This window comes from Actinosynnema sp. NPDC023587 (assembly GCF_040640215.1).
Taxonomy (GTDB): Bacteria; Actinomycetota; Actinomycetes; order Mycobacteriales; family Pseudonocardiaceae; genus Actinosynnema.
On record NZ_JBFABG010000001.1, the window covers coordinates 36185 to 60196 of the forward strand.

25 protein-coding genes are annotated in these 24012 nt (G+C 70.0%); 11 read left to right on the forward strand and 14 right to left on the reverse strand.

Features of this window, described 5'->3' with window-relative positions; all coding sequences use genetic code 11:
• The first annotated feature begins 67 nt into the window (after nt 1-67).
• Both AB0G01_RS00170 and AB0G01_RS00175 read left to right on the forward strand, forming a co-directional pair.
• Nucleotides 68-835: a serine protease gene (locus tag AB0G01_RS00170; RefSeq protein ID WP_360937613.1), complete on the forward strand. Its 768-nt coding sequence runs from the start codon at nt 68-70 to the stop codon at nt 833-835.
• Nucleotides 836-1032: 197 nt separating this feature from the next.
• Complete coding sequence (locus AB0G01_RS00175; RefSeq protein ID WP_360937616.1) at nt 1033-1458, forward strand: L,D-transpeptidase; 426 nt, start codon at nt 1033-1035, stop codon at nt 1456-1458.
• On the opposite strand, the gene AB0G01_RS00180 is transcribed toward AB0G01_RS00175, so the two are convergent.
• Nucleotides 1459-2430, reverse strand: coding sequence for an NAD(P)/FAD-dependent oxidoreductase (locus AB0G01_RS00180; protein WP_360937619.1), 972 nt, complete (start codon nt 2428-2430; stop codon nt 1459-1461). It lies immediately after the preceding gene.
• Nucleotides 2431-2495: 65 nt separating this feature from the next.
• On the opposite strand from AB0G01_RS00180, the gene AB0G01_RS00185 reads away from it, so the two are divergent.
• Nucleotides 2496-3890 (forward strand): class II fumarate hydratase, encoded by a 1395-nt coding sequence (locus AB0G01_RS00185; protein WP_360937622.1) that lies wholly within the window; start codon nt 2496-2498, stop codon nt 3888-3890.
• On the opposite strand, the gene AB0G01_RS00190 is transcribed toward AB0G01_RS00185, so the two are convergent.
• Nucleotides 3829-4728: a DMT family transporter gene (locus AB0G01_RS00190; RefSeq protein WP_360937625.1), complete on the reverse strand. Its 900-nt coding sequence runs from the start codon at nt 4726-4728 to the stop codon at nt 3829-3831. The two genes, AB0G01_RS00185 and AB0G01_RS00190, sit on opposite strands and share 62 nt — an antisense overlap.
• A gap of 47 nt (nt 4729-4775) precedes the next feature.
• On the opposite strand from AB0G01_RS00190, the gene AB0G01_RS00195 reads away from it, so the two are divergent.
• The 3 genes from AB0G01_RS00195 to AB0G01_RS00205 all read left to right on the forward strand — a co-directional run bounded on the left by AB0G01_RS00195 (nt 4776) and on the right by AB0G01_RS00205 (nt 9480).
• Entirely contained in the window at nt 4776-6146 is a 1371-nt protein-coding gene (locus AB0G01_RS00195) for a PLP-dependent aminotransferase family protein (protein WP_360937628.1), read from the forward strand.
• A 93-nt stretch (nt 6147-6239) separates the two neighbouring features.
• The gene (locus tag AB0G01_RS00200) at nt 6240-7781 is read left to right on the forward strand and encodes an ATP-dependent DNA ligase (RefSeq protein WP_360937631.1); all 1542 of its coding nucleotides are present in this window, start codon (nt 6240-6242) and stop codon (nt 7779-7781) included.
• 259 nt (nt 7782-8040) lie between these two features.
• A complete protein-coding gene (locus AB0G01_RS00205) occupies nt 8041-9480 on the forward strand; it encodes a GuaB1 family IMP dehydrogenase-related protein (RefSeq protein ID WP_360937634.1) in 1440 nt (479 codons plus the stop codon).
• Between the two features lie 157 nt (nt 9481-9637).
• Here the strand turns inward: AB0G01_RS00205 and AB0G01_RS00210 are convergent, their stop codons facing one another.
• Both AB0G01_RS00210 and AB0G01_RS00215 read right to left on the reverse strand, forming a co-directional pair.
• Nucleotides 9638-10927, reverse strand: coding sequence for a PhoH family protein (locus AB0G01_RS00210; protein ID WP_360939808.1), 1290 nt, complete (start codon nt 10925-10927; stop codon nt 9638-9640).
• Nucleotides 10928-11380: 453 nt separating this feature from the next.
• The gene (locus AB0G01_RS00215; protein WP_360937637.1) at nt 11381-12619 is read right to left on the reverse strand and encodes a DUF885 domain-containing protein; all 1239 of its coding nucleotides are present in this window, start codon (nt 12617-12619) and stop codon (nt 11381-11383) included.
• 240 nt (nt 12620-12859) lie between these two features.
• Between AB0G01_RS00215 and AB0G01_RS00220 the strand changes: the two genes are divergently transcribed.
• Both AB0G01_RS00220 and AB0G01_RS00225 read left to right on the forward strand, forming a co-directional pair.
• On the forward strand, nt 12860-13159 hold the full coding sequence (locus tag AB0G01_RS00220; RefSeq protein ID WP_360937640.1) for a hypothetical protein: 300 nt from the start codon (nt 12860-12862) through the stop codon (nt 13157-13159).
• Nucleotides 13160-13348: 189 nt separating this feature from the next.
• Nucleotides 13349-13681, forward strand: a complete 333-nt coding sequence (locus AB0G01_RS00225; RefSeq protein ID WP_360937643.1) for a hypothetical protein — start codon at nt 13349-13351, stop codon at nt 13679-13681.
• Nucleotides 13682-13785: 104 nt separating this feature from the next.
• Here AB0G01_RS00225 and AB0G01_RS00230 read toward each other — a convergent pair whose 3' ends face one another.
• Nucleotides 13786-14565, reverse strand: coding sequence for an isoprenyl transferase (locus tag AB0G01_RS00230; RefSeq protein ID WP_360937646.1), 780 nt, complete (start codon nt 14563-14565; stop codon nt 13786-13788).
• Between the two features lie 133 nt (nt 14566-14698).
• On the opposite strand from AB0G01_RS00230, the gene AB0G01_RS00235 reads away from it, so the two are divergent.
• The gene (locus AB0G01_RS00235) at nt 14699-15325 is read left to right on the forward strand and encodes a hemolysin III family protein (protein WP_360939810.1); all 627 of its coding nucleotides are present in this window, start codon (nt 14699-14701) and stop codon (nt 15323-15325) included.
• 39 nt (nt 15326-15364) lie between these two features.
• On the opposite strand, the gene AB0G01_RS00240 is transcribed toward AB0G01_RS00235, so the two are convergent.
• The 9 genes from AB0G01_RS00240 to AB0G01_RS00280 form a co-directional block, all read right to left on the reverse strand.
• On the reverse strand, nt 15365-16588 hold the full coding sequence (locus tag AB0G01_RS00240) for a site-specific integrase (RefSeq protein ID WP_360937649.1): 1224 nt from the start codon (nt 16586-16588) through the stop codon (nt 15365-15367).
• Nucleotides 16589-16624: 36 nt separating this feature from the next.
• Complete coding sequence (locus tag AB0G01_RS00245) at nt 16625-16822, reverse strand: helix-turn-helix domain-containing protein (RefSeq protein ID WP_360937652.1); 198 nt, start codon at nt 16820-16822, stop codon at nt 16625-16627.
• Nucleotides 16822-18417: a replication initiator gene (locus tag AB0G01_RS00250; RefSeq protein ID WP_360937655.1), complete on the reverse strand. Its 1596-nt coding sequence runs from the start codon at nt 18415-18417 to the stop codon at nt 16822-16824. The genes AB0G01_RS00245 and AB0G01_RS00250 overlap by 1 nt, the downstream gene beginning before the upstream one ends.
• Nucleotides 18414-18746: a hypothetical protein gene (locus AB0G01_RS00255; protein ID WP_360937658.1), complete on the reverse strand. Its 333-nt coding sequence runs from the start codon at nt 18744-18746 to the stop codon at nt 18414-18416. The genes AB0G01_RS00250 and AB0G01_RS00255 overlap by 4 nt, the downstream gene beginning before the upstream one ends.
• Nucleotides 18747-18818: 72 nt before the next feature.
• Nucleotides 18819-19814: an FtsK/SpoIIIE domain-containing protein gene (locus tag AB0G01_RS00260; RefSeq protein ID WP_360937661.1), complete on the reverse strand. Its 996-nt coding sequence runs from the start codon at nt 19812-19814 to the stop codon at nt 18819-18821.
• A 444-nt stretch (nt 19815-20258) separates the two neighbouring features.
• Nucleotides 20259-20975, reverse strand: coding sequence for a hypothetical protein (locus tag AB0G01_RS00265; RefSeq protein ID WP_360937664.1), 717 nt, complete (start codon nt 20973-20975; stop codon nt 20259-20261).
• Nucleotides 20976-20991: 16 nt separating this feature from the next.
• On the reverse strand, nt 20992-21255 hold the full coding sequence (locus AB0G01_RS00270; RefSeq protein WP_360937667.1) for an AMED_5909 family protein: 264 nt from the start codon (nt 21253-21255) through the stop codon (nt 20992-20994).
• A complete protein-coding gene (locus AB0G01_RS00275; protein WP_360937670.1) occupies nt 21252-21533 on the reverse strand; it encodes a hypothetical protein in 282 nt (93 codons plus the stop codon). Before AB0G01_RS00275 ends, AB0G01_RS00270 begins: the two co-directional genes overlap by 4 nt.
• Nucleotides 21530-21991 carry a hypothetical protein gene (locus tag AB0G01_RS00280; protein WP_360937673.1) on the reverse strand — a complete coding sequence of 154 codons (462 nt, stop codon included), beginning with the start codon at nt 21989-21991 and terminating at the stop codon, nt 21530-21532. Before AB0G01_RS00280 ends, AB0G01_RS00275 begins: the two co-directional genes overlap by 4 nt.
• 139 nt (nt 21992-22130) lie before the next feature.
• Between AB0G01_RS00280 and AB0G01_RS00285 the strand changes: the two genes are divergently transcribed.
• Both AB0G01_RS00285 and AB0G01_RS00290 read left to right on the forward strand, forming a co-directional pair.
• Entirely contained in the window at nt 22131-22973 is an 843-nt protein-coding gene (locus AB0G01_RS00285) for a winged helix-turn-helix domain-containing protein (RefSeq protein ID WP_360937676.1), read from the forward strand.
• The gene (locus AB0G01_RS00290) at nt 22970-23671 is read left to right on the forward strand and encodes an HAD hydrolase-like protein (RefSeq protein ID WP_360937679.1); all 702 of its coding nucleotides are present in this window, start codon (nt 22970-22972) and stop codon (nt 23669-23671) included. The genes AB0G01_RS00285 and AB0G01_RS00290 overlap by 4 nt, the downstream gene beginning before the upstream one ends.
• Nucleotides 23672-24012 lie beyond the last annotated feature (341 nt).

A 24012-nucleotide genomic window follows, 5' to 3' on the forward strand; every position in this document is an offset into this window, starting at 1 on the left:
AGCGCCATACGTCCCTAGTTTCCGTTTCGTGCCCTGGCCTCCCTGCTCCGGGCACGGAGAGGAAACAATGAAGGTTCGTACCCTGCTCACCGCGTTCGCGGTCGCGGCCGGTGCCGCGCTCGCCACGGTCGGCGGCGCGGCGGCGGCCCCGGCGACGGACGGCGGCGTGACCCCGTACATCGTCGGCGGCGGCAACGCCACCCAGGTCTACTCGTTCATGGTCTCCCTGCAGAGCACCTCGGGCAGCCACTTCTGCGGCGGCTCGCTGATCAAGGCGAACTGGGTCGTGACGGCCAAGCACTGCGTGCAGGGCCGTTCCGCCTCCTCGGTCCGCGTCCGGGTCGGCACGACCAACCGCACCAGCGGTGGCTCGACCGCGAGCGGCGCGCAGATCGTGACGCACCCGAGCTACGACATCGCGCTGCTGCGCCTGGCCACCAACGTGACCCAGGCCCCCATCGCGGTGGCGTCGACCTCCGGTGCGACCGGCACCGCCACCCGCATCATCGGCTGGGGCCAGACCTGTGCCCCCAGCGGCTGCGGCGGCGCTCCGATCACCCTCCAGGAGCTGAACACCTCGATCGTGGCGGACGGTAGCTGCCGCGGCATCAGCGGTGCGTACGAGATCTGCACCAACAACCCCGGTGGTCGCGCGGGCGCTTGTTACGGCGACTCCGGTGGCCCGCAGATCAAGCAGGTCGGCGGTGCGTGGCAGTTGATCGGTGCCACGAGCCGCGCCGGCAACAGCAGCTCCACCTGCGCGACCGGTCCGTCGATCTACATGGACGTCCCGGCGTTCCGCTCGTGGATCAGCCAGTACGCGGGCTCGGTGTAACCCACCCCGTGAGCTAGCCGACCGGTGTCCTGACGAGAGGGCCGTCCCGTTCCACGCGGGGCGGCCCTCTCGCCGTTCCGGAGCCGTCGGCACCACCCACGTCGAGAACCGCACGCGGGTGATCAGGTCCAGGTGGTCGCGGGAACGGGGGTTGGGTCACGTTTGGGCGGGTACTCGATGGTCGAGGGGTGATTCGGATGAGGAAGCTCGGCACTGTCATAGCCGCGCTGGCCCTGGTCTTCGGCTTCGCGGCACCCGCTCAAGCGGCGACGGGCACACCGTGTTCGATTCAGAACGGGGCGTGCCTGAGACTGTCCACCAACGAGGCGTGGCTGATCTACAACGGCGCGCTGAGTTACGGCCCGGTCCCGGTCACGCACGGACGACCGGGTTACGAAACGCCTACCGGCACGTTCTCCGTTCTGCGCAAGGTGAAGGACGACTGGAGCGTGCCGTACAACGCACCGATGCCGTATTCCGTGTACTTCACCGTCAGCGGCATCGCGTTCCACGAGGGCAGCCTGACCGACCTGTCACACGGTTGCGTGCACCTGTCGCCCGAGGCCGCGGTGACCTTCTTCGACAACCTGCTCGTGGGTGAGCAGGTCGAGGTGGTCGGGTAGTCAGCCCGCGTTGCTGGAGTGCCCCGGGAACAGGTGAGCATCGGGGTCGAGCGCCACGGCGATGTTGTTGACCGCCGTGGCGGCCTCCCCGAAGCCGGTCGCGATCAACTTCACCTTCCCGGGGTACTGCGCGACGTCACCGGCCGCGTAGACCCGGTCGCGGGCGGTCCGCATGGTGGAGTCCACCACGATCGCCCGGTGGTCCAGCTCCACCCCCCACGTCTCGATGGGCCCGAGGTCGGCGGTGAACCCGAGCGCGGCCACCACCGCCTGCGCGGGCAACGCCGTGCGGTCGCCGCTCTTGAGACCCAGCTCGACCTCGGCCACCCGCCCGTCGCCGCGCAGGGCCAGCACCTCGGCGTCGGTGATGATCCGCACGCCCAGGTCGCGCACCTGCCGCACGGTCGGCGGGTGGGCGCGGAAGGTCGCCCGGCGGTGCACCACCGTGACGCTGGCGGCGATGGGGTGCAGCGCCAACGCCCAGTCGAACGCCGAGTCGCCGCCGCCGACCACCACGACGTCCTGTCCGGTGTGGACGCTCAGCGCGGGCACGAAGTGCACCACACCGCGGTCCAGCCAACCCTCGCCGGCGGGCAGCGGACGTGGCTTGAACTCGCCGATCCCGGCCGTGACGAGCACCGAGGCCGCGCGCACCACGCCGCCGTCGGCGAGCCCGACCGCCAACTTGTCGTCCACAGTGGACAGCGTGCGGGCCTGCCGGCCCAGCAGGTAGGCGGGGTTCCACTGGGCGGCCTGGTGCACGAGACCGGCGACCAGGTCACGCCCGCGCACGGCCGGGAACCCGGCCACGTCGTAAATCATCTTCTCCGGGTACATCGCGGTGATCTGACCACCGGCCTCGGGCAGCGAGTCGACCAGCGCGACGGACAGGTCTCGGAATCCGGCGTAGTACGCCGCGAACAGCCCCGTGGGCCCGGCTCCGACGATGAGCAGGTCGACCTCTAGGTCCATGACTTCGACCATAGGTGGTGCAGCCCACTGTGCCCAGTGAGGGAACGCGGTCCAAACTCGGTGGTATGGCTGATCAGGAGTTCCGCGTCGAGCACGACACCATGGGCGAGGTCCGGGTACCCGTCGACGCGCTGTGGCGCGCGCAGACGCAACGCGCGGTGGAGAACTTCCCGGTGTCCGGGCGCGGTCTGGAGAGGTCGCAGATCAGGGCCCTCGGCCTGCTCAAGGCCGCCGCCGCGCGGGTGAACCAGCGGCTCGGCGTGCTCGACGCCGACGTGGCCGGCGCGATCGCCGCCGCCGCCGACGAGGTCGCGGCGGGCGGGCACGACGGGCACTTCCCGGTCGACGTGTTCCAGACCGGGTCCGGCACGTCGTCGAACATGAACGCCAACGAGGTCATCGCGACCCTGGCGACCCGCGCGCTCGGCCGTGACGTGCATCCGAACGACCACGTCAACGCCTCGCAGTCGTCCAACGACACGTTCCCGACGACGCTGCGGGTGGCCGCGACAGAAGCCGTCGCGACCGACGTGATCCCGGCGCTGGAGCACTTGGCCCGCGTGCTGGAGGAGCGTGCCGCCGACTGGGCCGACCTGGTGAAGTCCGGTCGCACGCACCTGATGGACGCGGTCCCGATCACGCTCGGCCAGGAGGCCGGGGCGTGGGCGGCGCAGGTGCGGTACGGGGCCGAACGGCTCACCTCCAGCCTGCCCCGGCTGGCCGAGCTGCCCATCGGCGGCACCGCCGTGGGCAGCGGCCTGAACGCGCCCGAGGGCTTCGGCGCGGCCGTGTCGGCGGAACTGGCCGAGGTGACCGGCCTCCCGCTGACCGAGGCCCGCGACCACTTCGAGGCGCAGGCCACCCAGGACGGCGTGGTCGAGATCTCCGGCCAGCTCAGGGCCACCGCGGTGGGCCTGTTCAAGATCGCGAACGACCTGCGCTGGCTGGGGTCGGGCCCGCGCACCGGGTTGGGCGAGCTGGCGCTGCCGGACCTCCAGCCGGGTTCGTCGATCATGCCCGGCAAGGTGAACCCGGTGATCCCCGAGGCCACGATGATGGTGGTCGCGCAGGTCATCGGCAACGACGCCGCGGTGGCGTTCGCGGGGTCGCAGGGCAACTTCCAGCTCAACGTGATGCTGCCGGTGATCGCCCGCAACGTGCTGGAGTCGGCCCGCCTGCTGGCCGCGGTGTCCCGGCTGCTGGCCGACAAGGTGCTGGCCGGGACCGAGCCGCAGGTGGACCGGCTGCGCGAGTACGCCGAGTCGTCGCCCTCCATCGTCACCCCGCTCAACCGCTACCTCGGCTACGAGGAGGCCGCCTCGATCGCGAAGCAGTCGCTCAAGGAGCGCAAGACCATCCGCGAGGTGGTGCTGGAGCGCGGCCACGTGCCGGCGAAGCTCACCGAGGCGCAGTTGGACGAGGCTCTGGACGTGCTGCGGATGGCGCGGGGCGGGCGCTGACCCGGCGCAGCCCGATCACGCACCCCAGGGCGACCGCCGTCGCACCCAGCACCGCGACGGCGGTCGGCTCCTGGACGCCCAGCGCCACCGACGCCACCAGCCCGGCCACCGGCATCAGCCCGATCAGCACCCCCGCCCGGTCCGCGCCGAGCTGCGCCACCGCGAAGTACCAGAGCCCGAACGCCACGGTCGTCATCGCGATCCCCAGCACCACCAACGACACGCCCTCCTCGGTCGTGGGCACCTGCCAACCGCCGAAGAACGTCCCCAGCACACCGCCCGCGACCGCCGCGAGCAGACAGCACCAGGTGGCCACCGCGACCCCGCCCAACCGGCGCACGACACCCACCGCGAACAGCGTGAACGACGCCTCGCCGAGCATCGTGAGCAGCGCCAGCACCAGCCCCGGCCCGTGCCACGCGCCGCCGCCGGACAGCAGGACCACCCCGGCCACCACCACCGACGCGCCCACGACCGCGCCGAGCGCGGGCCGCCTGCCCGCCACCAGCGGTGCGACCAGCGCCAGCACCAGCGGGCTCGCCCCCAGCACGGCGGCCACGAAACCGGGTTCCGCGTACCGCTGCGCGTAGAGCACGCAGGCGTTGAACCCGAGCATCCCGGTGGTCACCAACCCGGCCAACGCCACCCAGTCGCGCCCGGACGGCACCACGAGCCGCCCACCGCGCACCAACGTCCAACCGAGCAGCACGATCCCGCCCAGCGCGTACCGCATGGCCTGCCCGGTCAGCAGCGGGTAGTCCTGGAGCAGCCCGGTGACGGGCACGGACGCGCCCACGATCACCGCGGACAGCGCGCCGGAGGCGATGGCGATTCTCATACCGCCCACCCTCACCGACGAGTGGTCCAGGATTAAGCTCCACTTCGATGACCGCCAACTGGACCACTTATCGCGAGCTGCTGCTCCCGGGGCTCACCGGCCGGCGCGCGGTGGAGTCCGAGCTCCGCCGTGCGGTCCGCGACGGGCGGCTGCGACCGGGCACCCGGCTGCCGTCCAGCCGCGACCTGGCGGACCAGCTCGGCGTCGCGCGCGGCACGGTGACGTCGGCGTACTCGCAGCTCATCGGTGAGGGGTACCTGGTCGCCAAACGCGGCTCCGGCACCACCGTGACCGCCGCGTGCTCGTGGCCGAACACGTTCGAACGGCCACCGGACCCCGCGCGGCGGTGGCGGTTCGACCTGCGTCCGGGACTGCCCGCGCTCACGGCGTTCCCGCGCGAGGAGTGGTTGCACGCGCAGAAGACCGCGCTGCTGGCGTTGTCCGCCGACGAGCTCGGCTACCCCGACCCGGCCGGGTTCCCCTTGTTGCGCGCGGAACTCGCCGACTACCTGGGCCGGGTGCGCGCCGTGGCGACCCGACCGTCCGACGTGGTCGTGGTCAACGGGGCCGCCCAGGGCGTGTCGCTGATCGGCCGCGTGCTCCAGGTCGCGGGCCACACCAGCGTCGCCGTGGAGGAACCGAGCCACTTCGGCGCGGCGGACATGCTCGCGTCGCACGGCCTTGAGGTCCGATTCATCCCCGTGGACGACAAGGGAATCCGAGTCGACGTCCTGTCCACAACGGACTGCCGCGCGGTGCTCGTCACCGCGGCGCACCAGTTCCCGTTGGGCGTCGTGCTGCACCCGCAACGTCGGCGCGCGCTCCTGGACTGGGCGCGCGCTCGCGACGGCTTGGTCATCGAGGACGACTACGACGCCGAACACCGCTACGACCGTCCCGCGATGGGCGCGATGCAGGCGCTCGACCCGGCCCGCGTGATCTACCAGGGCAGCGCCAGCAAGGTGCTCGCGCCCGCGTTGCGGCTCGGCTGGTTGGTGCTGCCGCCCGACGTGCGCGATTCCGTCGTGGAGCGCAAGCGCCTGGACGACCTGGGCACCGGCACGCTGCACCAGGCGGCCTTCGCGCAACTGCTCAGGACCGGCGGCTACGACCGGCACCTGCGGCGCACCCGGCAGCTCTACCGGGCGCGCCGGGACGCGCTGCTCGACGAGCTGTCCCGGGTGCTGCCGGACTGGACGCCGATCGGCGTGGCCGCCGGCCTGCACGTCGTGGTCCGGCTGCCGGACGGCGTGGACGACCTCGCGGTGCAGGAACGGCTGGCGCGGCGCGGGGTGAACGCCCCGGCGCTGGCCGGCTACTACCACCGGCCGGCGTTCCCCGGACTCGTCCTGGGCTACGCCGCGCTCACCCCGGACCGCCTCCGCCAGGCCGTCCACGAGCTGGCGCAAGCCCTCTGACCTGCACGGACAGCAGCCTCCCCGGAGTTCACCCAGAAGTGTCTCCCGGCCGTACCCGGGGAATTGTCGGTGCTCCGGTGCACCATGGGTCCCGTGTTGTTCACCGAGGTAGTCGAGACGTCCGCCACCGTGGCGGCGACGCGCTCCCGCCTGGCCAAGGTCGCCGCCCTGGCCGAGCTGGTGCGCCGGATGAGCACGCCCGCGGTCGTGTCGTTCCTGATCGGCCTGCCCAGCCAGGGCCGCATCGGGGCGGGCCACCGCACCGTGTTCGACATCGCACCACCGCCCGCCGCCCGGCCGGAGCTGACGGTGGTCGAGGTGGACGACGCGCTGGGCGGGTACGCGGCGATCTCGGGCAAGGGCGCGGTGCAGCGCCGGGTCGGTGCCCTGACCGACCTGTTCGCCCGCGCCACCGCCGAGGAGCAGGACTTCCTGCGCCGGCTGCTCACCGGCGAGCTGCGCCAGGGCGCTCTCGAAGGGATCATGGTGGACGCCATCGCCCGCGCGGCCGACGTGCCCGTCGACGTGGTCCGGCGGGCCGCCATGCTGTCCGGGAGCCTGCCCACCACCGCCGTGGCGGCCCGGGAGGGCGAGGCGGCGCTCGCGGCGTTCCGGCTGGAGGTGGGCCGCCCGGTGCGGCCCATGCTGGCCTCGCCCGCCGAGTCGCTGCCCGAGGCGCTGGCCGAGCTGGGTCCGTGCGTGGTGGAGCACAAGCTCGACGGCGCGCGCATCCAGGTGCACCGCGCGGGCGACGAGGTCCGCGTCTTCACCAGGGCGTTGCGGGAGGTCACCGGCACCGTCCCCGAGCTGGTGGCGCTGGTGCGCGGGCTGCCGTGCGAGTCGGTGGTGCTCGACGGCGAGACGCTGGCGCTGACCGACGACGGCAAGCCCCGGCCGTTCCAGGAGACGATGAGCAGGTTCGGCGCGCTGCTCGGTGCCGAGGGCGACACCCGCTCGCTGCTGCTGAGCCCGTTCTTCTTCGACTGCCTGCACCTCAACGGCGTGGACCTGCTGGACGAACCGCTGCGCGAACGCCTGGCCGCGCTGCGCGAGGTGGCCGGCGACCACGTCATCCCCGGCGTGGTCGAGCCGGACGAGGACCGGGCGGCGGGCCTGCTGGACGCGGCGCTGGCGGCGGGCCACGAGGGCGTCGTGGTCAAGGCGCTGGACTCGGTGTACGCGGCGGGCAGGCGCGGCCGGTCGTGGCAGAAGGTGAAGCCGGTGCACACCCTCGACCTGGTGGTGCTCGGCGTCGAGTGGGGCAGCGGTCGCCGGAAGGGCCTGCTGTCCAACCTGCACCTGGGCGCGCGGGACCCGGACGGCGGTCCACCGATCATGGTGGGCAAGACCTTCAAGGGCCTCACCGACGAGCTCCTGGCGTGGCAGACGCGCGAACTCCAGGAGATCGCCACCGACCTCGGCGACTGGGTGGTCACCGTCCGCCCGGAACGGGTGATCGAGGTCGAGCTGGACGGCGTCCAGGTCAGCCCCAGGTACCCGGGCGGTGTGGCCCTGCGCTTCGCCCGGGTCCTCCGCTACCGCCCGGACAAGGACGCCGCCGACGCCGACACCATCGACGCCGTCCGCGCCCTGCTCCCGAGGGGAGGCGCACCCACACCCCCCGAAACCCCTTGAGGCGCAGCGCCACACCCCGACGGCCGTCCAACCCGGCACCCTCCGCCACAGGACACACCCGGAGGCGCTCCGGCATCGCCCAGCATCGTCCGACGTCGCCCAGCGTCACCCGGTGCCTTGCGGTGTCAGCCGGTGCCTTGCGGTGTCACCCGGTGCCTTGCGCGTTGTCCGGCGTACCCGAACACCGGTTTCCCGCACCCCGTACAGGTGTTCGCGGCCCACGGCGAAACCGGCCAGCGGCGGGTAGTGTCAAAGTTTCGTGCGATTCATCGAAGGCCACGCGCCCAGTCACGACCTGACCTACGACGACGTCTTCCTGGTGCCCGGCCGCTCGGCCGTCGAGTCCCGGTTCGGCGTCGACCTCTCCACGTCCGACGGCACGGGGGCCACCATCCCCGTCGTGGTCGCGAACATGACCGCGGTCGCCGGGCGGCGGATGGCCGAGACCGTGGCCCGCCGAGGCGGGCTGGTGGTGCTGCCGCAGGACGTCGCGCCGGACGCGGTGGCCGAGATCGTCTCCTGGGTGAAGGACCGCCACGCGGTCTGGGACACGCCGCTCACCCTGCTCCCCGGCGACTCGGTGGCCGACGCCCACAACCTGCTGCACAAGCGGGCGCACGGCGCGGTCGTCGTCATCGACGAGGACGGGCGGCCCACGGGCGTCGTCGACGAGGCGGCGTGCTCCGGGGTCGACCGGTTCACCCGGCTCCGCGACGTCGCCGACGAGCGGATCGTCACCCTGCCGCTGGACACCCCGCCTCGCGAGGTGTTCGCGCGGCTGAACAGCGGTCGGCAGAAGGTCGCGCTGGGCGTGGACGCGGACGGCCGCCTGCGGGGCGTGATGACCGCGCTCGGCGCGCTGCGGGCCGACGTCTACACCCCGGCGGTGGACGCCGAGGGCAGGTTGCGGGTCGCGGCGGCGATCGGGGTCAACGGCGACGTGCGCGCCAAGGCCGCCGAGCTGCTCAAGGCGGGCGTGGACACGCTGGTCGTGGACACCGCGCACGGCCACCAGGAGAAGATGCTGACCGCGCTGCGGGCGGTCCGCGCGGCGTCCCCCACGGTCCCCGTGGTGGCCGGCAACGTGGTCACCGCCGAGGGCGTGCGCGACCTGGTCGAGGCGGGCGCGGACGTGGTCAAGGTCGGCGTCGGCCCCGGCGCGATGTGCACCACCCGGATGATGACCGGCGTGGGCCGGCCGCAGTTCTCGGCGGTGGCCGAGTGCGCGGCGCAGGCCCGTGCGCTGGGCAAGCACGTGTGGGCGGACGGGGGTGTCCGGCACCCGCGCGACGTCGCCCTGGCACTCGCGGCCGGTGCCGCCGCGGCCATGGTCGGGTCCTGGTTCGCGGGCACCTACGAGTCGCCCGGCGACCTCCAGCGCGACGAGTCGGGCCGGCTCTACAAGGAGTCGTTCGGCATGGCGTCGAAGCGGGCGGTGAGCGCGCGGACGCAGGGCGACAACGCGTTCGAGCGCGCCAAGAAGGGCCTGTTCGAGGAGGGCATCTCGACGTCCCGGATGCGCCTGGACCCGACCCGCCCCGGGGTGGAGGACCTGCTGGACTCCATCACGGCGGGCGTGCGGTCGGCGTGCACCTACGCGGGCGCGCACACCCTGGAGGAGTTCCACGAGCGGGCGACCCTGGGCATCCAGTCCGCCGCCGGGTTCGCGGAAGGACGGCCCCTGCCCGCCGGGTGGTGACCCGCGCCCTCCCCCGACCTCCGCGCTGAACCCGGTCGCGACGGTCCGCCGGTGCGGTGGGGGGAGCTCTCCACCCGGAGAACTCCCCCCACCGACTCGGCTCGACTCGGCCCAGCTCGGGTCGACTCGGCCCAGCTCGGCTCGGCTCAGCGCCCGCTCAGGACGCGTAGTCCTCCAACATCTCGGTGACCAGGGCCGCGATCGGCGAGCGCTCCGACCGGGTCAGCGTGACGTGCGCGAACAGCGGGTGCCCCTTCAGCTTCTCGATCACCGCCGCGACGCCGTCGTGCCGCCCGACCCGCAGGTTGTCCCGCTGCGCCACGTCGTGGGTGAGCACCACCCGCGAGTTGGCCCCCAGCCGGGACAGCACGGTGAGCAGCACGTTGCGCTCCAACGACTGCGCCTCGTCGACGATCACGAACGAGTCGTGCAGCGACCGGCCCCGGATGTGGGTCAGCGGCAGGACCTCCAGCATCCCCCGGTCCAGGACCTCCTCCACCACGTCCTGGCTGACCAGCGCGCCGAGCGTGTCGAACACGGCCTGCGCCCACGGCTGCATCTTCTCGGTCTCGGAGCCGGGCAGGTAGCCCAGCTCCTGGCCGCCCACGGCGTACAGCGGGCGGAACACGACGACCTTGCGGTGCTGGCGGCGCTCCATGACCGCCTCCAGGCCCGCGCACAGCGCGAGCGCCGACTTGCCGGTGCCGGCTCGTCCGCCCAGCGAGACGATGCCGACCTCGGTGTCCAGCAGCAGGTCCAGCGCGACCCGCTGCTCGGCGGACCGGCCGTGCAGGCCGAACGCCTCGCGGTCGCCGCGCACCAGCCGGATCCGCTTGTCGGCGGTGACCCGGCCCAGCGCGCTGGACGTGCCCGCGAGCAGCCGCAACCCGCTGTGGCACGGCAGTTCGGCCACGTGCGCGAGGTCGAACTCGGCCGGGTCTACGACGCTGTCCCGGTAGAGCGCGTCCACCAGGGACTGGTCCACGTCGACGTCGGACATGCCGGTGTGCCCGGACAGCGTCACGTCGTGGGCGCGGTACTCCTCCGCCGGCAGGCCGACCGCACCGGCCTTGACCCGCAGCGGCATGTCCTTGGTGACCAGGGTGACCGAGCAGCCGTCGGCGGCCAGGTTGAGCGCGCAGGCCAGTATCCGGGCGTCGTTGGAGTCCGTGCGGAAACCCGCGGGCAGCACCTCCGGGTCGGAGTGGTTGAGCTCGACGCGCAGGGTGCCACCGAGGTCGCCGATCGCCACCGGGTGGTCCAGCCGGCCGTGTCGCAGCCGCAGGTCGTCGAGCAGGCGCAGCGCCTCCCTGGCGAACCAGCCCAGCTCGGGGTGGTGCCGCTTGCCCTCCAGCTCGCTGATCACCACGAGCGGCAGCACGACCTCGTGCTCGGCGAACCGCGTCATGGCCAGGGGGTCGGAGAGCAGCACGGAGGTGTCCACCACGTACGTGCTGGTGGTGGGCGCGTCGTGGCGCGGTGAAGTGCTGTGCGATGAGCCTGAGGAACGGCTCGCGGGTCGTCGTGCGTTCACGGCAACTCCTTCACGAACGCGGCACCCGCGTCCGCTCCTCGCTGGGCCAGGCACCACCCCGATCGACCGGCACGCCTCAGGCGCGCCGACCACGAGGGCCGGGTGCCGGCCCCCTCGTGCTCATCGCCACGATCAGGGCCTCCCTGCGCGGTCCGCAGTGGACGCGGTCCGCCAAGTCGGAAGTTACCTCCGCAAGCACCCGGTTTGCAGGCAGCCACACAGGTGATTCGCCAATTCGTCACGAATACGCAAATCGGCGGCAAGATCACCGGATCGGCCGCACGCCTGGGACAACCGGCCGTCACCGAACCGTGCCGGAGGTCGTCCACGCAGCTCAGCGGGCATCCGCCGGACGGCAGCCACCGGCTACCCAGGGTGGTGCGGCAGCCGGGGCACCGCGCTCCGGAGATCGTCGCGCAGGGCTTCGGGAACCAGCGGTTCGTCCAAAAGTCTCAGGTAACGCTCAGCCTGCGTCCCAGTCGGTGGGCTCAGGTCCAGCCACGCGCGCACGAGCCGCGCCCCCTCCACGTAGGTCGTGGTGTACGCCCGCCACAGCGGGTCGCCGATGAACCGGAGCATCTGCCGGGCCCGCCCCTCCGGGATCAGCAGCCAGCGCCGCAGGAACGCCACCACGTCGTCCTCCGAGGCCCGCCGGTCGTGCAGCATCAGGGCCGCGTCCTGCCGCACGGTGATCAGCCCGGCGACCGCCTCTTCGACCCGTTCGGCCTGGTCACCCTCCATCCGCAGGCCCAGGTCGCGCATGATCCGCTCGGTCCAGCGCCCCCAGCCCGGCCCGACCGCGGCGTGCAGGCCCAGTTCGGCCATGCCCTCGGCCATCAGGCACTGCGGCGTGTTGATGACGAAGAGGGACTGTTCGAGCTGGCCGCGCTTGCCGACCAGCCCGACCTCCTTGCGGCAGTGCTCGGTGTGGTGGCCGGGGTACGACTCGTGCGCGACCAGGTGCGGCAGGTTGGACATCCGGTGGCCCAGGTCGGCGTTGATCGCCACCCGGGACCGGAAGTCGCCCAGGTAGTAGTTGAACCCGCTCCACGGCTTGTCGGTGACCACCTCGTACTCCACGATTTCGTGGTCGGGCAGCGCGTAGTGCTGCCGCACCTCGTCGCGCAGGGCGCTGGACAGCTCGTGCACCGCGGCGGCGAGCAGGCGCGGCGGCACGGTCTCCTCGACGCGGTAGTCGGCCAGCCGCTCCCGCAGCGGGCCGCCGCCGGGCAGCACCTCGTCCAGCCGGGCGTGCGCGCGCCGGTACTCGTCCGGGTCGCCCGGCACCAGGTCGACCTGGAAGTACGCCCGCACCTCGTCCACGAACCCGATGCGCACCCCGGCCAGCTTGCGGGCGGTGCACTCCAGGGCGGTCAGGTGGGCGGCGAGGAAGCGCTTGCGCTCGGGTTCGAGCTCGGTGCCGGGCAGCTCGCGGCGCAGCAGCCCGGCCCGCTCGGCGAGCGCCGCCGGGTGCGGGCGCGGTTCGTCGTCCACGGCGCGCCGCAGCGCCCGGTCACCGGTGTACGAGTCGACCAGGCCGGGGTGCAGCCGGTCGAGGCGCAGACCGAGCACCAGGTACTCGCGCACCAGCGTGTTGCCGTCCATGAGCAGGGGAGCTTACGAGCCGGGCGGCCGTGTTACCACGGTGCCGGGCTGGGCGACGAATCACAAATCAAAGAACATCCGAACAGGGGATAGAGGTCAATCCCGGGGTCACACAATGGTGTTACCGCGCCCCCGCGGGCTTTGCCCTTCGGTAACTTTTCCGCCCAGGACCCCAGCGTCCGGAGATCCCCGAAGGCTCCGGAGCGGTACGGGGAAATCCCGAACACGAAGGAGATTGAAGTGCTGAAGAAGGCAGGCGCTGTCGCCGCCATCGCGGCGGGCCTCATGATGCTCGGCTCCCCCGCGTTCGCGGCTGGTCACGACGAGAACTACGACGTCCACCAGTGGAACAGCGGGCCGCTGGTCTCCTTGCTGAACAACAACAACGTGAACGTCCCGGTCGGCGTGTGCGGCAACAACGTCGGCGTCCTCGCCGCCATCGTGCCGGCCGCCTCCCCGCAGATCACCGGCCACTGCGCGACCGGCGCGATCGTCGACGGCCACGACGGCAACGTCGGCGGCAACAACGCCGAGGGCTGATCACCGCCGCACCTCGAACACCTGCCAGGGGCGTCCCCGGTAATCACCCGGGTGATGCCCCTGGCGGGTGTTCGCAATCGGCGTCGCACGACCCGCCGATAGTCATACCCAGGTGTTTTACCGCACGGCCCTGCACCGGGCGTCGGATATTTTTCCGCCCGGTCGAACAACTACCCCAAGGAGACTGACGTGCTGAAGAAGGCAGGCGCTGCCGCCGCCATCGCGGCCGGTCTGATGATGATCGGTTCGCCCGCGTTCGCCGGTGAGCCGGAGGACCACGGCCACGACCACGGCTGGAACAACGACCACAAGGCCGATGACACCCACCAGTGGAACAGCGGCGGTCTGCTGTCGGCGCTGAACGGCAACAACGTGAACGTCCCGGTCGGCGTGTGCAACAACAACATCGGCGTGCTCGCCGTCGTGGCCCCGATCGCCTCTCCGCAGGTGGCCGGCCACTGCTCGACCGGCGCGATCGTCGACGGCCACGACGGCAACGTCGGCGGCAACAACGCGGGCTGACTCCCCCGGGAGCTTCCGGGACCCGGTCCCGGATCACGGAGGGGCACCTCAGCGGGGTGCCCCTCCGGCGTTCCCGGAGCACCCGCCCGACCCCGTCTGCGGGGTCAGGAACCGAACCGGCGGTGGCGGATCGCGTAGTCGCGCAGCGCGCGCAGGAAGTCGGTCCGCCGGAACTCCGGCCAGTACGCCTCGCAGAACCAGAACTCGGAGTGGGCCGACTGCCACAGCATGAACCCGGACAGCCGCTGCTCGCCGGACGTGCGGATGAGCAGGTCGGGATCGGGTTGCCCGGACGTGTACAGGTGCTCCGCGATGTGGTCCACGTCGAGCACCTCGGCGAGCTCCTCGATCGTGCCGCCGGACTCGGCGTGCTTCTGGAGCAGCTTGCGCACCGCGTCCGCGATCTCCTGCCGCCCGCCGTACCCGACCGCGACGTTCACCTCCAGGCCGGTCCGGCCCCTGGTGCGCAGGGACGCGGCGGACAGCCGGGCCGCCGTCTCGGTCGGCAGCAGGTCCATCGCCCCGACGTGCCGGACGCGCCACGGGTTACCCGGTTCGGCGATCTCGTCCACGATGTCGGCGATGATGTCGAGCAGCGGCCCCAGCTCCTCGGTCGGCCGGTTCAGGTTGTCGGTGGACAGCATCCACAGCGTGACCACCTCGACCTCGGCTTCGCGGCACCAGGTGAGCAGCTCCAGGATCTTGCGGGCACCCGCCCGGTGCCCGTGCGCGACGTCGGCGAAGCCGGCCTCCTTCGCCCACCGCCGGTTCCCGTCCAGCACCAGCCCCACGTGGCGCGGTCGCTGCTTGCCGTCGAGCCATCGGTTGAGGCGGAACTCGTAACCCTTGAGGAGGACGCTCTTGACCCGTTCGCGAAGACCCACGCTGGCAGAGCGTACGCCGGGTGGGCGCGGTCACGCCGTCGCGTGCCGACCCTCCTCCCGACCCTCCCGTAACCTCGGGGTGGTGACCACGTCGCCCTTCTCCGAGCCGCCGGCACCCGCCCTCCGCCCGCGCATGCGGGGCTGGCTGCACTTCTGGTCCTTCATCGTGTCGGTCGCGACCGGCGCGACCCTCATCGCCCTGGCCGCCGCCACGGTCTCCGCGAAAGCGGCCCTGGCGACGTCCGTCTACGGCGCGACGGTCGTGGGCCTCTTCGGCGTGAGCGCCCTCTACCACCGGGTGACCTGGGTCAGCGTCCGGGCCCGGACGTGGATGAAGCGCCTGGACCACTCGATGATCTTCGTGTTCATCGCGGGCACCTACACCCCGTTCGCGCTGCTGGCGATGCCCGAGAACACCGGCAACGTGGTGCTGGCCGTGGTGTGGGGAGGCGCGCTGGGTGGAGTGACCCTGAAACTGGCCTGGCCGCACTCGCCGAGGTGGCTCGGCGTGCCGATCTACATCGCGCTCGGCTGGGTGGCTGTCTTCGTCCTGCCGGACATCATGGAGTACGCGGGCGTCGGTGCCCTGGTCCTGGTCATCGCCGGCGGCCTGCTCTACACGGCCGGCGCGATCTTCTACGCGTCCCGCTGGCCCAACCCGTGGCCCGAGGTCTTCGGCTACCACGAGGTCTTCCACGCGGCGACGGTCGTGGCGGCGCTCTGCCACTACATCGCCATCTGGTTCGCGATCTACTCCTGACCTGCACTGTTACCCTCTCAACACCCCTCATTTCCATGATCAGGCCGTCTCCAGGCCGTCAGGCCGCTTCGTCGGCTTGAAGAGGCGATTCGCGGCCTTCCTGCTCCGGTCGTGGCTGGACGGCATCAGGTGCGTGTAGGTCCGGAGCGTGAAGCCCGGATCGTGGTGCCCGAGGTTGAGCGAGAGCGCCTTGATGGACACGCCGTTCTCCAACTGGCTGGACGCGTAGAGGTGCCGCAGCCCGTGCATCCCGTCTTCGTTCGGCCGGTACTCCAGGCCGGCCGCGACGAACGCCGGCCGCCAGATGCCCATGTTGAACACCTGCCGCCGGCACGCCGTGCCACCCATCGACAGCACCAGCCGAGCCGTCACCGGGTCGCCATCAGGCCGCTCCCAGGGCAAAGTGACCTCAACCGGCGGGAAGGCCGCCATGTGGTCATCCAGTGCGTCCAAGACCCCGTCACCCAGCGGCACCGTCCGCGCCCTCTTGCTCTTGGGCGGTGCGTACACGAGCCGGTTGCCGACGATCCGAACCTGTCGAACCACGTCCAACTCCAGCGCCTGGCGGTCGATGTCGTCCACCGCCAAGCCGAAGACCTCACCCTGCCGCAGGCCCGCCCCAGCAGCGAGAACGAGCGCGATCTTGTACTCAACTGGCAAAGCGAGCTGAACAGCCCGCATCCGAGCATCCGGCCATGGTGTGACCCGTCGTTCAGGCGGTGACGGCCGCTGGACGCTCCGCGCTTTGCACGGGTTCGACGTGATGATCTTCTCTTCGACAGCGGCGTTGAGGATGGACGACAGCCGATCGAACAACAGTTGCTGGTAGCGCAGGCTCAGCCCCGCCTTCCCCAGCCAGCCGATCCACTCGCGGACGCGCGGGATCGTGATCGCGTTCATCCTCATCCGCCCGAAGAACGGTTCGATCCGCTTGCTCACCTGACTGCGCAGGTTCTCCTGCGTAGCGGCGTCTTGTGACTGTCCGCCGAACCAAGTGGCCACGTACTTCGAAAACAACACCTCACCTGCCTTGGGGTCGACGTACTTGCCTTCCCGCTTGTCCGACGCGACCTCAAGCAGGAAGTCGTCAGCCCGCTTCTTCTGCCGGCCCGGGAAGCTCTTGCTCTTCTCGTTGCCCTGCGGATCGAGGTAGCGCACCTTGTAGCGCAGCCCCTTCCCGTACGAGGAGGTCTTGACCCGTGTGACCTGCTCGGACACCGGATCGCGGACCTCCTTCCACCACCTGTCCTGGACGTGACCCACGGCAGACTCCTCCCGTCTGTCGAATTGCCGAAACATCTACGCGGCGGTGTCTTCCTCAACCCACCGACGAACTTGGGCGGGCACATAGCGAAGGTGCTTGCCCACCTTGCGAACCGGAGGCCCGTACCTTCGCCACTTCCACTGGTAGAGCGTCTTCACTGGAACGCCCAAGAAGACCGAGACCTCATCAACGCCCCACAGGGGCTCGACCTGCGCCATGACTCCCCCAGTCATCAAGCCGCTGTTGCCCAAACTTCCGCCAGCTCCCCAGCCGCTAGTAGTGCCCGGTCGTACTCAGCTCTCCACGTCACGCGTTGGGCGATGGCGTGCATGAGCAGGTGCGCCCGTGGTGGCACGTTCGGGTCACCGGGCCGGACCTTGTGCCAGGACAGGTGCGAGGTGTCGCGTTCCGGTTTCTCGATGCCCACGGCTTTGAGGGCTTCGAGGACGAAGCGCTTGCGGTCGGCCCGGTGGTCGGCCAGCGTCTTGCCCGACCATTTCCGCGACACGAGGACCCGGCGGCCGGGTAGGCCGAGCGTGGTCCGGCGGTGTGCTCGTCCCTTGCAGTGGCCGGGAGTGGTGCGGGAGCCGGCGGAGCGTGGTTGGACGCCGTAGAGCAGCCAGACCGCGCACCGGTCCGAGCAGGGCGTCACGGCCAGTTCGTCCGCCAGGCGGTCCGCGTGCCGCCGTTGCCGTTCGGTGGCCTGCTCGACCACTTCGCCGATGCTCTTAGTGAGGTACTTGGTCAGGTAGCCGATGTGACGTCCGGCCTCTTCGGTGCCGCCGAGGATGCCCTTGGAGTGCACCTGGCGGCCGAACCGCACCACGTGCGCCGGCTCCTCTGCCCGCGCCACCGCCTCATCCCACGAGGCCAGGGGACGTCGGGTGTCCGGATCCACGAAGACCGAGCGGTCCGCGTCCCAGACCGGCAGCCGGTCGCCGCCGTAGACGCGTTGGTCGTGCTGCGGCCACCACACCTGGTGGTAGGTGGCCGCCGTGACGCGCCGGATGGTCTCGTGCGGGACCGAGCCGCGGAACGCCGCGTGCAGGTGTGGCGCGGCCCGACGCTGCGGTTCGCCGGTGGCGAAGTACTGCACGTCCCAGCCAGCGACCCGCCGGAGGTTCTGCCACCACCGGTCCACCAGGGACGCGAAGTGCACCGCGTCCCGAGCCGCCCGCCGGTAGTCGTAGGTGTCCGGGTCGACCGGCGTGCCGTCGTCGCGCACCCGGCCGTAGGTGTCGAGGGTGAGCGTCACGAACATCGAGGGCCGGTAGCCGCCGGCGTACTCCCGTCCGATGGTGCGCTTCTCCACCCGACGCCGAGGCAGCTCCGGCGCGTCCTGCCGCCGCTTCGTCGACCGCTTCACCGGCCGCTTGCCAGGCACGTCCGGCGACGGGAACCGGCCCCGCACACCCAGTTGCCGAAGTTCCTCGTCCACCCCGTGGATCTCTTCACGCAACTCGTCCGCGTCCCCGGCAGCACCCGACCCGACCGCGTCCCGGTAGGCCTTGACCAAGTCCGCCCGGAACGTCAACAGCTCCGTCTGGTCCTTCGACGGCGTGGCCGGGGTGAAGTCGGGCTCTTCGGCCATGTGCCAGCCTTCGCGGCACTGGGCCATCCGCAACGCCTTCGCCTTGCGGGCACACGGCGCACAGACGCTTTCCACGGTGGACCCGCAGGGCACCGCGACGTACCGGACTTCGTAGGACTCCCGATCCTGCACTTCCATCGTGAACGGCCGCACGCATACCCCGTGCTGTTCCGCCGCAGCCTTGACCACGTCCAGCGCCATGGGCTGACGCATCCGCTCCGCCCGAGTGCCGGTCATGCCGCCACCCCCTCGGCACCACCGGGCCGAGTCGGGAACGGCCGCACCTCAGCCGGCCGGAAGTACTCCCGCAGCACCGCAAGATCGGCATCGGTGACATGGAAGGCCCGAGCCCGATCAGGCTCCCGCTGCCCGTCCTGCTTCACCCAGGCCACACCGGGCGTGCTCTCGCTGATCTTGTGCGCCGCCGCACCGCGCTGCCTGACACCGTCGCCGAGCACCATGTCGACCTGTTGCGGCTCGTCCAGCCGTAGCGCCACCCGAGTCGTGAACAGGTGCCGGAACGACACGACCTCCTTACGCGGGTCCTGAACCAGCCCGAGCAGCACATACCCCGGAGCCCGCCCCTGCGACGCGATCGTCTGAACCGCCCGAGCAGCCCGCTCCCGGAGCTGCTTGTCCTACTGGTAGGCGATGACGTCCGCCAGCTCATCCACGATCAGCACCGTCAACGGCTCCCCGGTCTCCCGAGCCCACAGCCGCCGAATCCCCCGGTACCGCGAAGCCCGCTCCTTCACCTCGGCAGCGATCTCCTCCAACAGCTCGACCGCACCAGCGCCGTTGCCGAACACCAACCGGTCGAACGCGTCAGGACACTGCCCCAACTCCATCCCGCCCTTGGGATCGATACCCACCAACCGCACCAGACCCGCTCGGACCACCGGCGCGAGCTGCCACACCAGCGACCACAACACCGAGCCCTTACCCGCCCCCGGCACACCCACCACCAGGAGCTGAGAGCCGAGCAACCGCAACCGCCACGGCTTACCGGTCTCCGTCCGCCCGACAACCACCCGCTTGAGATCGATTTCGGCACCATCGAGCGCAGGCACCGACACCGGCCGCACCAATGGGTCCGAGTGCACGAAGTCCAGCTCCAACACCCTGGGACGCAGCACCCGCACACGGCATGACCGGGCGTTGAACGAGTGCGCCAGGTTCTCCCGCCGCAGCTCCCACGCCTCGGGCGACTGAGCCGGGATCATCCGCACCCGAACCCGGTCCCGCCATCCCTCGGACCGCACCCGCCGCAGCTTCGGCCGATACTCCCGACCCCGATCACGCTTGGCCAGGTCCGACAGCCGCATCACCGACCGCCATCGGGGCACGTACACGCTGGCCCGCCGCCACTCCGTCACGAGTCGGTACCAGCAGTGCCGCAGGAACGACGCCCGATGCAACCCCGCCCAGATCGTCAGCGCCGCCACCAGCGACAACAGCGCCAACACCAGCGGCGAGAGCCCGAACCGCCACCAGCACCAAGCCGACGACGCCGGAACCAACGTCACCACCGGGTACCGAACGACAACGAGCACCAGGCGCACGACGCCGACCACCACGAACCACACCAACGCGATCAGCGCAGCCAGCCACCTCGCCTTACCAGGCACCAACATCCACCACGGCACCCGAGGCCGAACACCCTCGAACGGAGCCGGATCGACCCACTTCCCGCCGTTCATCGCGCACCACCCGCAGCCACGATGAAGATCAGCGGCAACCAGCCCAGGCACCCGCAGCACGTGAGCTGATTCGGAGCGAACACCCCGAACCGCTTGCACCCGTCGCACCGCCGACCGTTGGGCAACTTCCACACCATCGAGTGGGACCGACTTGACGCACGGACCCCCGAAGCCCTTACTCTGGACATGACCGAAACCCCTTTTGTGCCAATGAAAGCGCGCGAGAAATCCGGTCGGTGTGTCGTCGGGGAACAGGCTGCGCCCGCCAAGACTCGGTCTGTTTCCCGCGACTACACCAACAGGTGTCGTTCGATCGTCTTCAGTTGTGCTCACGGCACGAGCGGGCACCACCCCACGGCACCCGCCCCGCCGTAACCCTCAGCCAGTGCCGTCGAACCAGTCGATCCAGACAGCCAGGCCCCGACCCGTGAGTCGGTAACGACAACTCATCGGCAGGCCATCGGCCCGCAGACGTGCCCGACGCTCAGCGTGGCCCCCCGCCACCAGATCCCGACACGCCAGGCTCACCGTGCTCCCGGAAAGTCCGACCTTCGCCGACACGTCCCCCGGCGACCACAACCGTCCGGGAACACGGATCAACACCCTTGCTACCCGCTCCAACGTCGAGAACGCATACCCAGGAGCGGCACCCCGTTTGCGTTGCACATCGGACCAGCGCGCCCCCATCACCCTGACCAACGCCCATTCCGGCTCACGCACCGGAAGCAGCAGACTGCCCCGCTCATCCCGCCGGCACGACCACAACGCCACGCCGTACCCCGTCAATCGGTAGCGGAACGCCGCCCAGCCCCGACTACGCCGACCAAGCTCGACACGAACCGCCAAGTGTTCCAACGCCTCCAGGTCACGGCACACGGTCCGCACCGCCGCGTGACTGAGCCCAGTCCCGTCCATCAGGTCCCGGACCGACGACTCCTCACGCCGCCGCTCCAACAACACACCCACCACAGCCGCGCACACCCGCGCCGAGTAGCCGACGTTCCGCAGCTCCTCCAACGGCAGACCGGCCTTCACCACGTAACCCAAACTGCCCTCTCGACCATCCCCGCTCAACTTCACCTCCAGTTGATGCAACGTCCACAGAGGACGGTCACGTTCCGGTGGGGTCGATCTGCTCACCCTTGGCACGCTCGCGCGAAGCCCAGTACAGAGCCTCGTGATGGTGTCCCCGATCGAGTTCGGCGACGTTCGCGTACACGGCAGCGCTACGCAGATAGAAGTCCCGCAACACCGCCGGGTCGGACGTCGGCGCAGGCATCACCTTGGTCAGCGCCTCGTGTGCGTCTTTCAACGTCGTGACGGCTCGCGCGGCCTTCCACAACTCGTCTTTCGCGGTTTCCTTCTCCTTGCTCATAACTCGCCTTCGTCCACGTTCACGCGGCTTCGCTCGACCCGCGCACGACACTCGAACTCCTCCGCAGCGACGGAACAGGCGTGGCGAGCCCACAGAGGCACTGCCAGATCGGCGGCCAAGATCCGCCACGCCCGAGCCACCGCCGAGTAGCTATCGGCCAGCCGTAGCGCCGCCGCAGGATCGTCCGAGGTGGACGCGGCAAAGAGCGCTTCGGTCTGCTCCGCATACGCGGTGTTCCACCGGGCGACCGCCTCACGCGACGGCCGCGCCCCGGTCACGCCGCCTTCTGCTCACTCTGGGGCTTGTCGCCCGAGCGCCGAGGAGCCGCAGCACTCTGCGGCGAAGCGATCCCCGTAGCCCGAATCGTGAACCCCTGGTACTTGTACCGATCCCCCATGACGCGCGGCTCGACCGTCAGCCCCTCGAACGCAACCGGCCGCACCTCCACACCGGGCATGACCTGCACGGCCTGCGGCGGAACCGGCTGAACGTCGGACAGCACGACCACCGTCACCGACGCGTCGCGCTCCTTCTCCGCAGACGGGTCCGTGACCACGACCTTCCACTGCCGCTTCCCCGTGCGCTCGTCCACACGCTGCTTGGCCTGCCGACCCCGCCCCTTGTCCTCCGCGCTCATGTACTCCATGTCCGGCGCGACCTCCCCGACCATCAGCGCCCCCATGGGGAACACCTGGTCAAACGCCGCCTCGAACCGAGTGCCGTACGGAACCGCCACGACCGCCACCTCCGTCACCTGGCTAACCCGTCTGTCTAGGCTAGACAAGTACAAGGTAAGCCAGCCTGGCTAGACAAGCCACCTACGCTATGCATAGCGAATATGCAGACCGTCTATGCGTGACGATGAGAGGACACCGATGGCACTGGACCCGGACGACCCGCGACCGCCGTACGTGCAGGTGGCGAACGCCCTTCGGGCCGCCATCCTGACCAAGGTCTTTAAGGCCGGGGACAAGCTCCCCTCACGCGCCGAGCTGGCGAAGAAGTACGACGTGGCTCCGATGACGGTCCAGAACGCCCTACGTGAGCTGCGCGATAAGGGCTTGATCGTCTCCAGACAGGGCAGCGGCGTCTTCGTCAGAGAACGCACAGAACGCCCGATCGGGCTGCGTCCCCACCTGGAACGCGCCTTCGAGCAGGACCACGTCACGATCGACTTCGCCGGCTTCTCGGGCGAAACGCTCCACGGCGTCCTACAGGAACCGCTGGACAAGATCCGCATCGGCCGCCTGACACCCGAGACACTCCACGTCCGCATCCTGGTGCCCGACCCCACCGTCCCGTGGTCCGTCCCCTGCACCGTCGAAGACCGAGCCGACAGCCCGGCCTTCCGCCAACGCGCCGCCGAGATCATGCGCCGCCACACGTTGGCCATCCTCGACAACGTCACCGAGCTGGGCGCACTGGGCCTGGTCAAGGACGCCACCGCAGAAGTTCGCGTCCACCCCTCAGCCCCGCTATTCAAGCTCTACCTGATCAACAACAACGAAGCCTTCTTCGGCTTCTACCCAGTCCGCGAACACGTCCTGTCCCTAGACGGCCAACCCCAAGCCATCTACGACCTCATGGGCAAAGACGCCATCCTCTTCCACCACAGCACCACCGACGACGACACCAGCACCGGCAGCCAATACGTAGACCAAGCCCGCACCTGGTTCGACAGCCTCTGGACCACCATCGCCACCGAGTACAAGCGTTGACCGGCCGCAGCGTGCCGGTCGACGAACCGGCTGTCCTGCAAGGCATCCTGTCCAGTACCGAAGCTCTCTTCCTAGACTTCGACGGCCCAGTTTGCTCCGTCTTCGCAGGGATCCCTGCGCACTACGTGGCCAACCAACTCAGAGGCGTGCTCTCCGACGGCGGACATGTCGACCTACCTCCCGAGGTCGAGAAGACCGAAGACCCGTTCGAGGTGTTGCGGTACGCGGCAACGCTCGGAGAAGCCGAAGCCATATACGTCGAGTCCGCACTGACTGCCCACGAGCTCGAAGCCGTTTCAACGGCTGAACCAACCAACGGCGCACATACCCTGATTCGGGCTTGGCACGCAACAGGCCGCGCCAGCGCGATTGTCAGCAACAACAGCCAGGCTGCCGTGTCCGCCTACCTCAACTTGCACGACCTACACGACGAGATCGATGTCGTGGTCGGACGGTCCACAGCGGATCCGACAACGCTCAAGCCAAGCCCGCACATGATCAACTCGGCACTTCGACTAACCCAGGCACCCTCCGACAGGAGCACCCTGATCGGCGACTCAGCATCAGACATCGTTGCAGCGACAGCGGCGCATGTTACCGCCATTGGCTTCGCCAATAAGACCCCGAAAGTTGACACTCTTTCAGGTTTTCACCCGGCGTTGGTGATCACACAACTCCCACGACTCACAGCACTATGATTTACAACACTGGGACAGGCGGACTAGCATTCCACATGCAATCGACTAGCGTGCGGGCGAACTGAGCGTGCAACTAGGTTTACCAGCGCATCGACGGCGAAGGTGTATGTACACCGACCCAAAATATTCTATGCGATTTGGAATGCACCTCGTAGAAGCTACTGTCCCGAATCCCATGCGGGGTTTGCGCCCACGTGGACGGCAAGTGTTCAATTCGAGCCGAGCGAAGGCCGCACGCTGATTGTCCATCTCCCCGGGGGCTGGAAAGTCAGTCTGGACAACCGTCCAGCTCCAGAAGGAGGTGCGCATGGGTCGACGCTCACATGCAGCGAAGAAGCGCC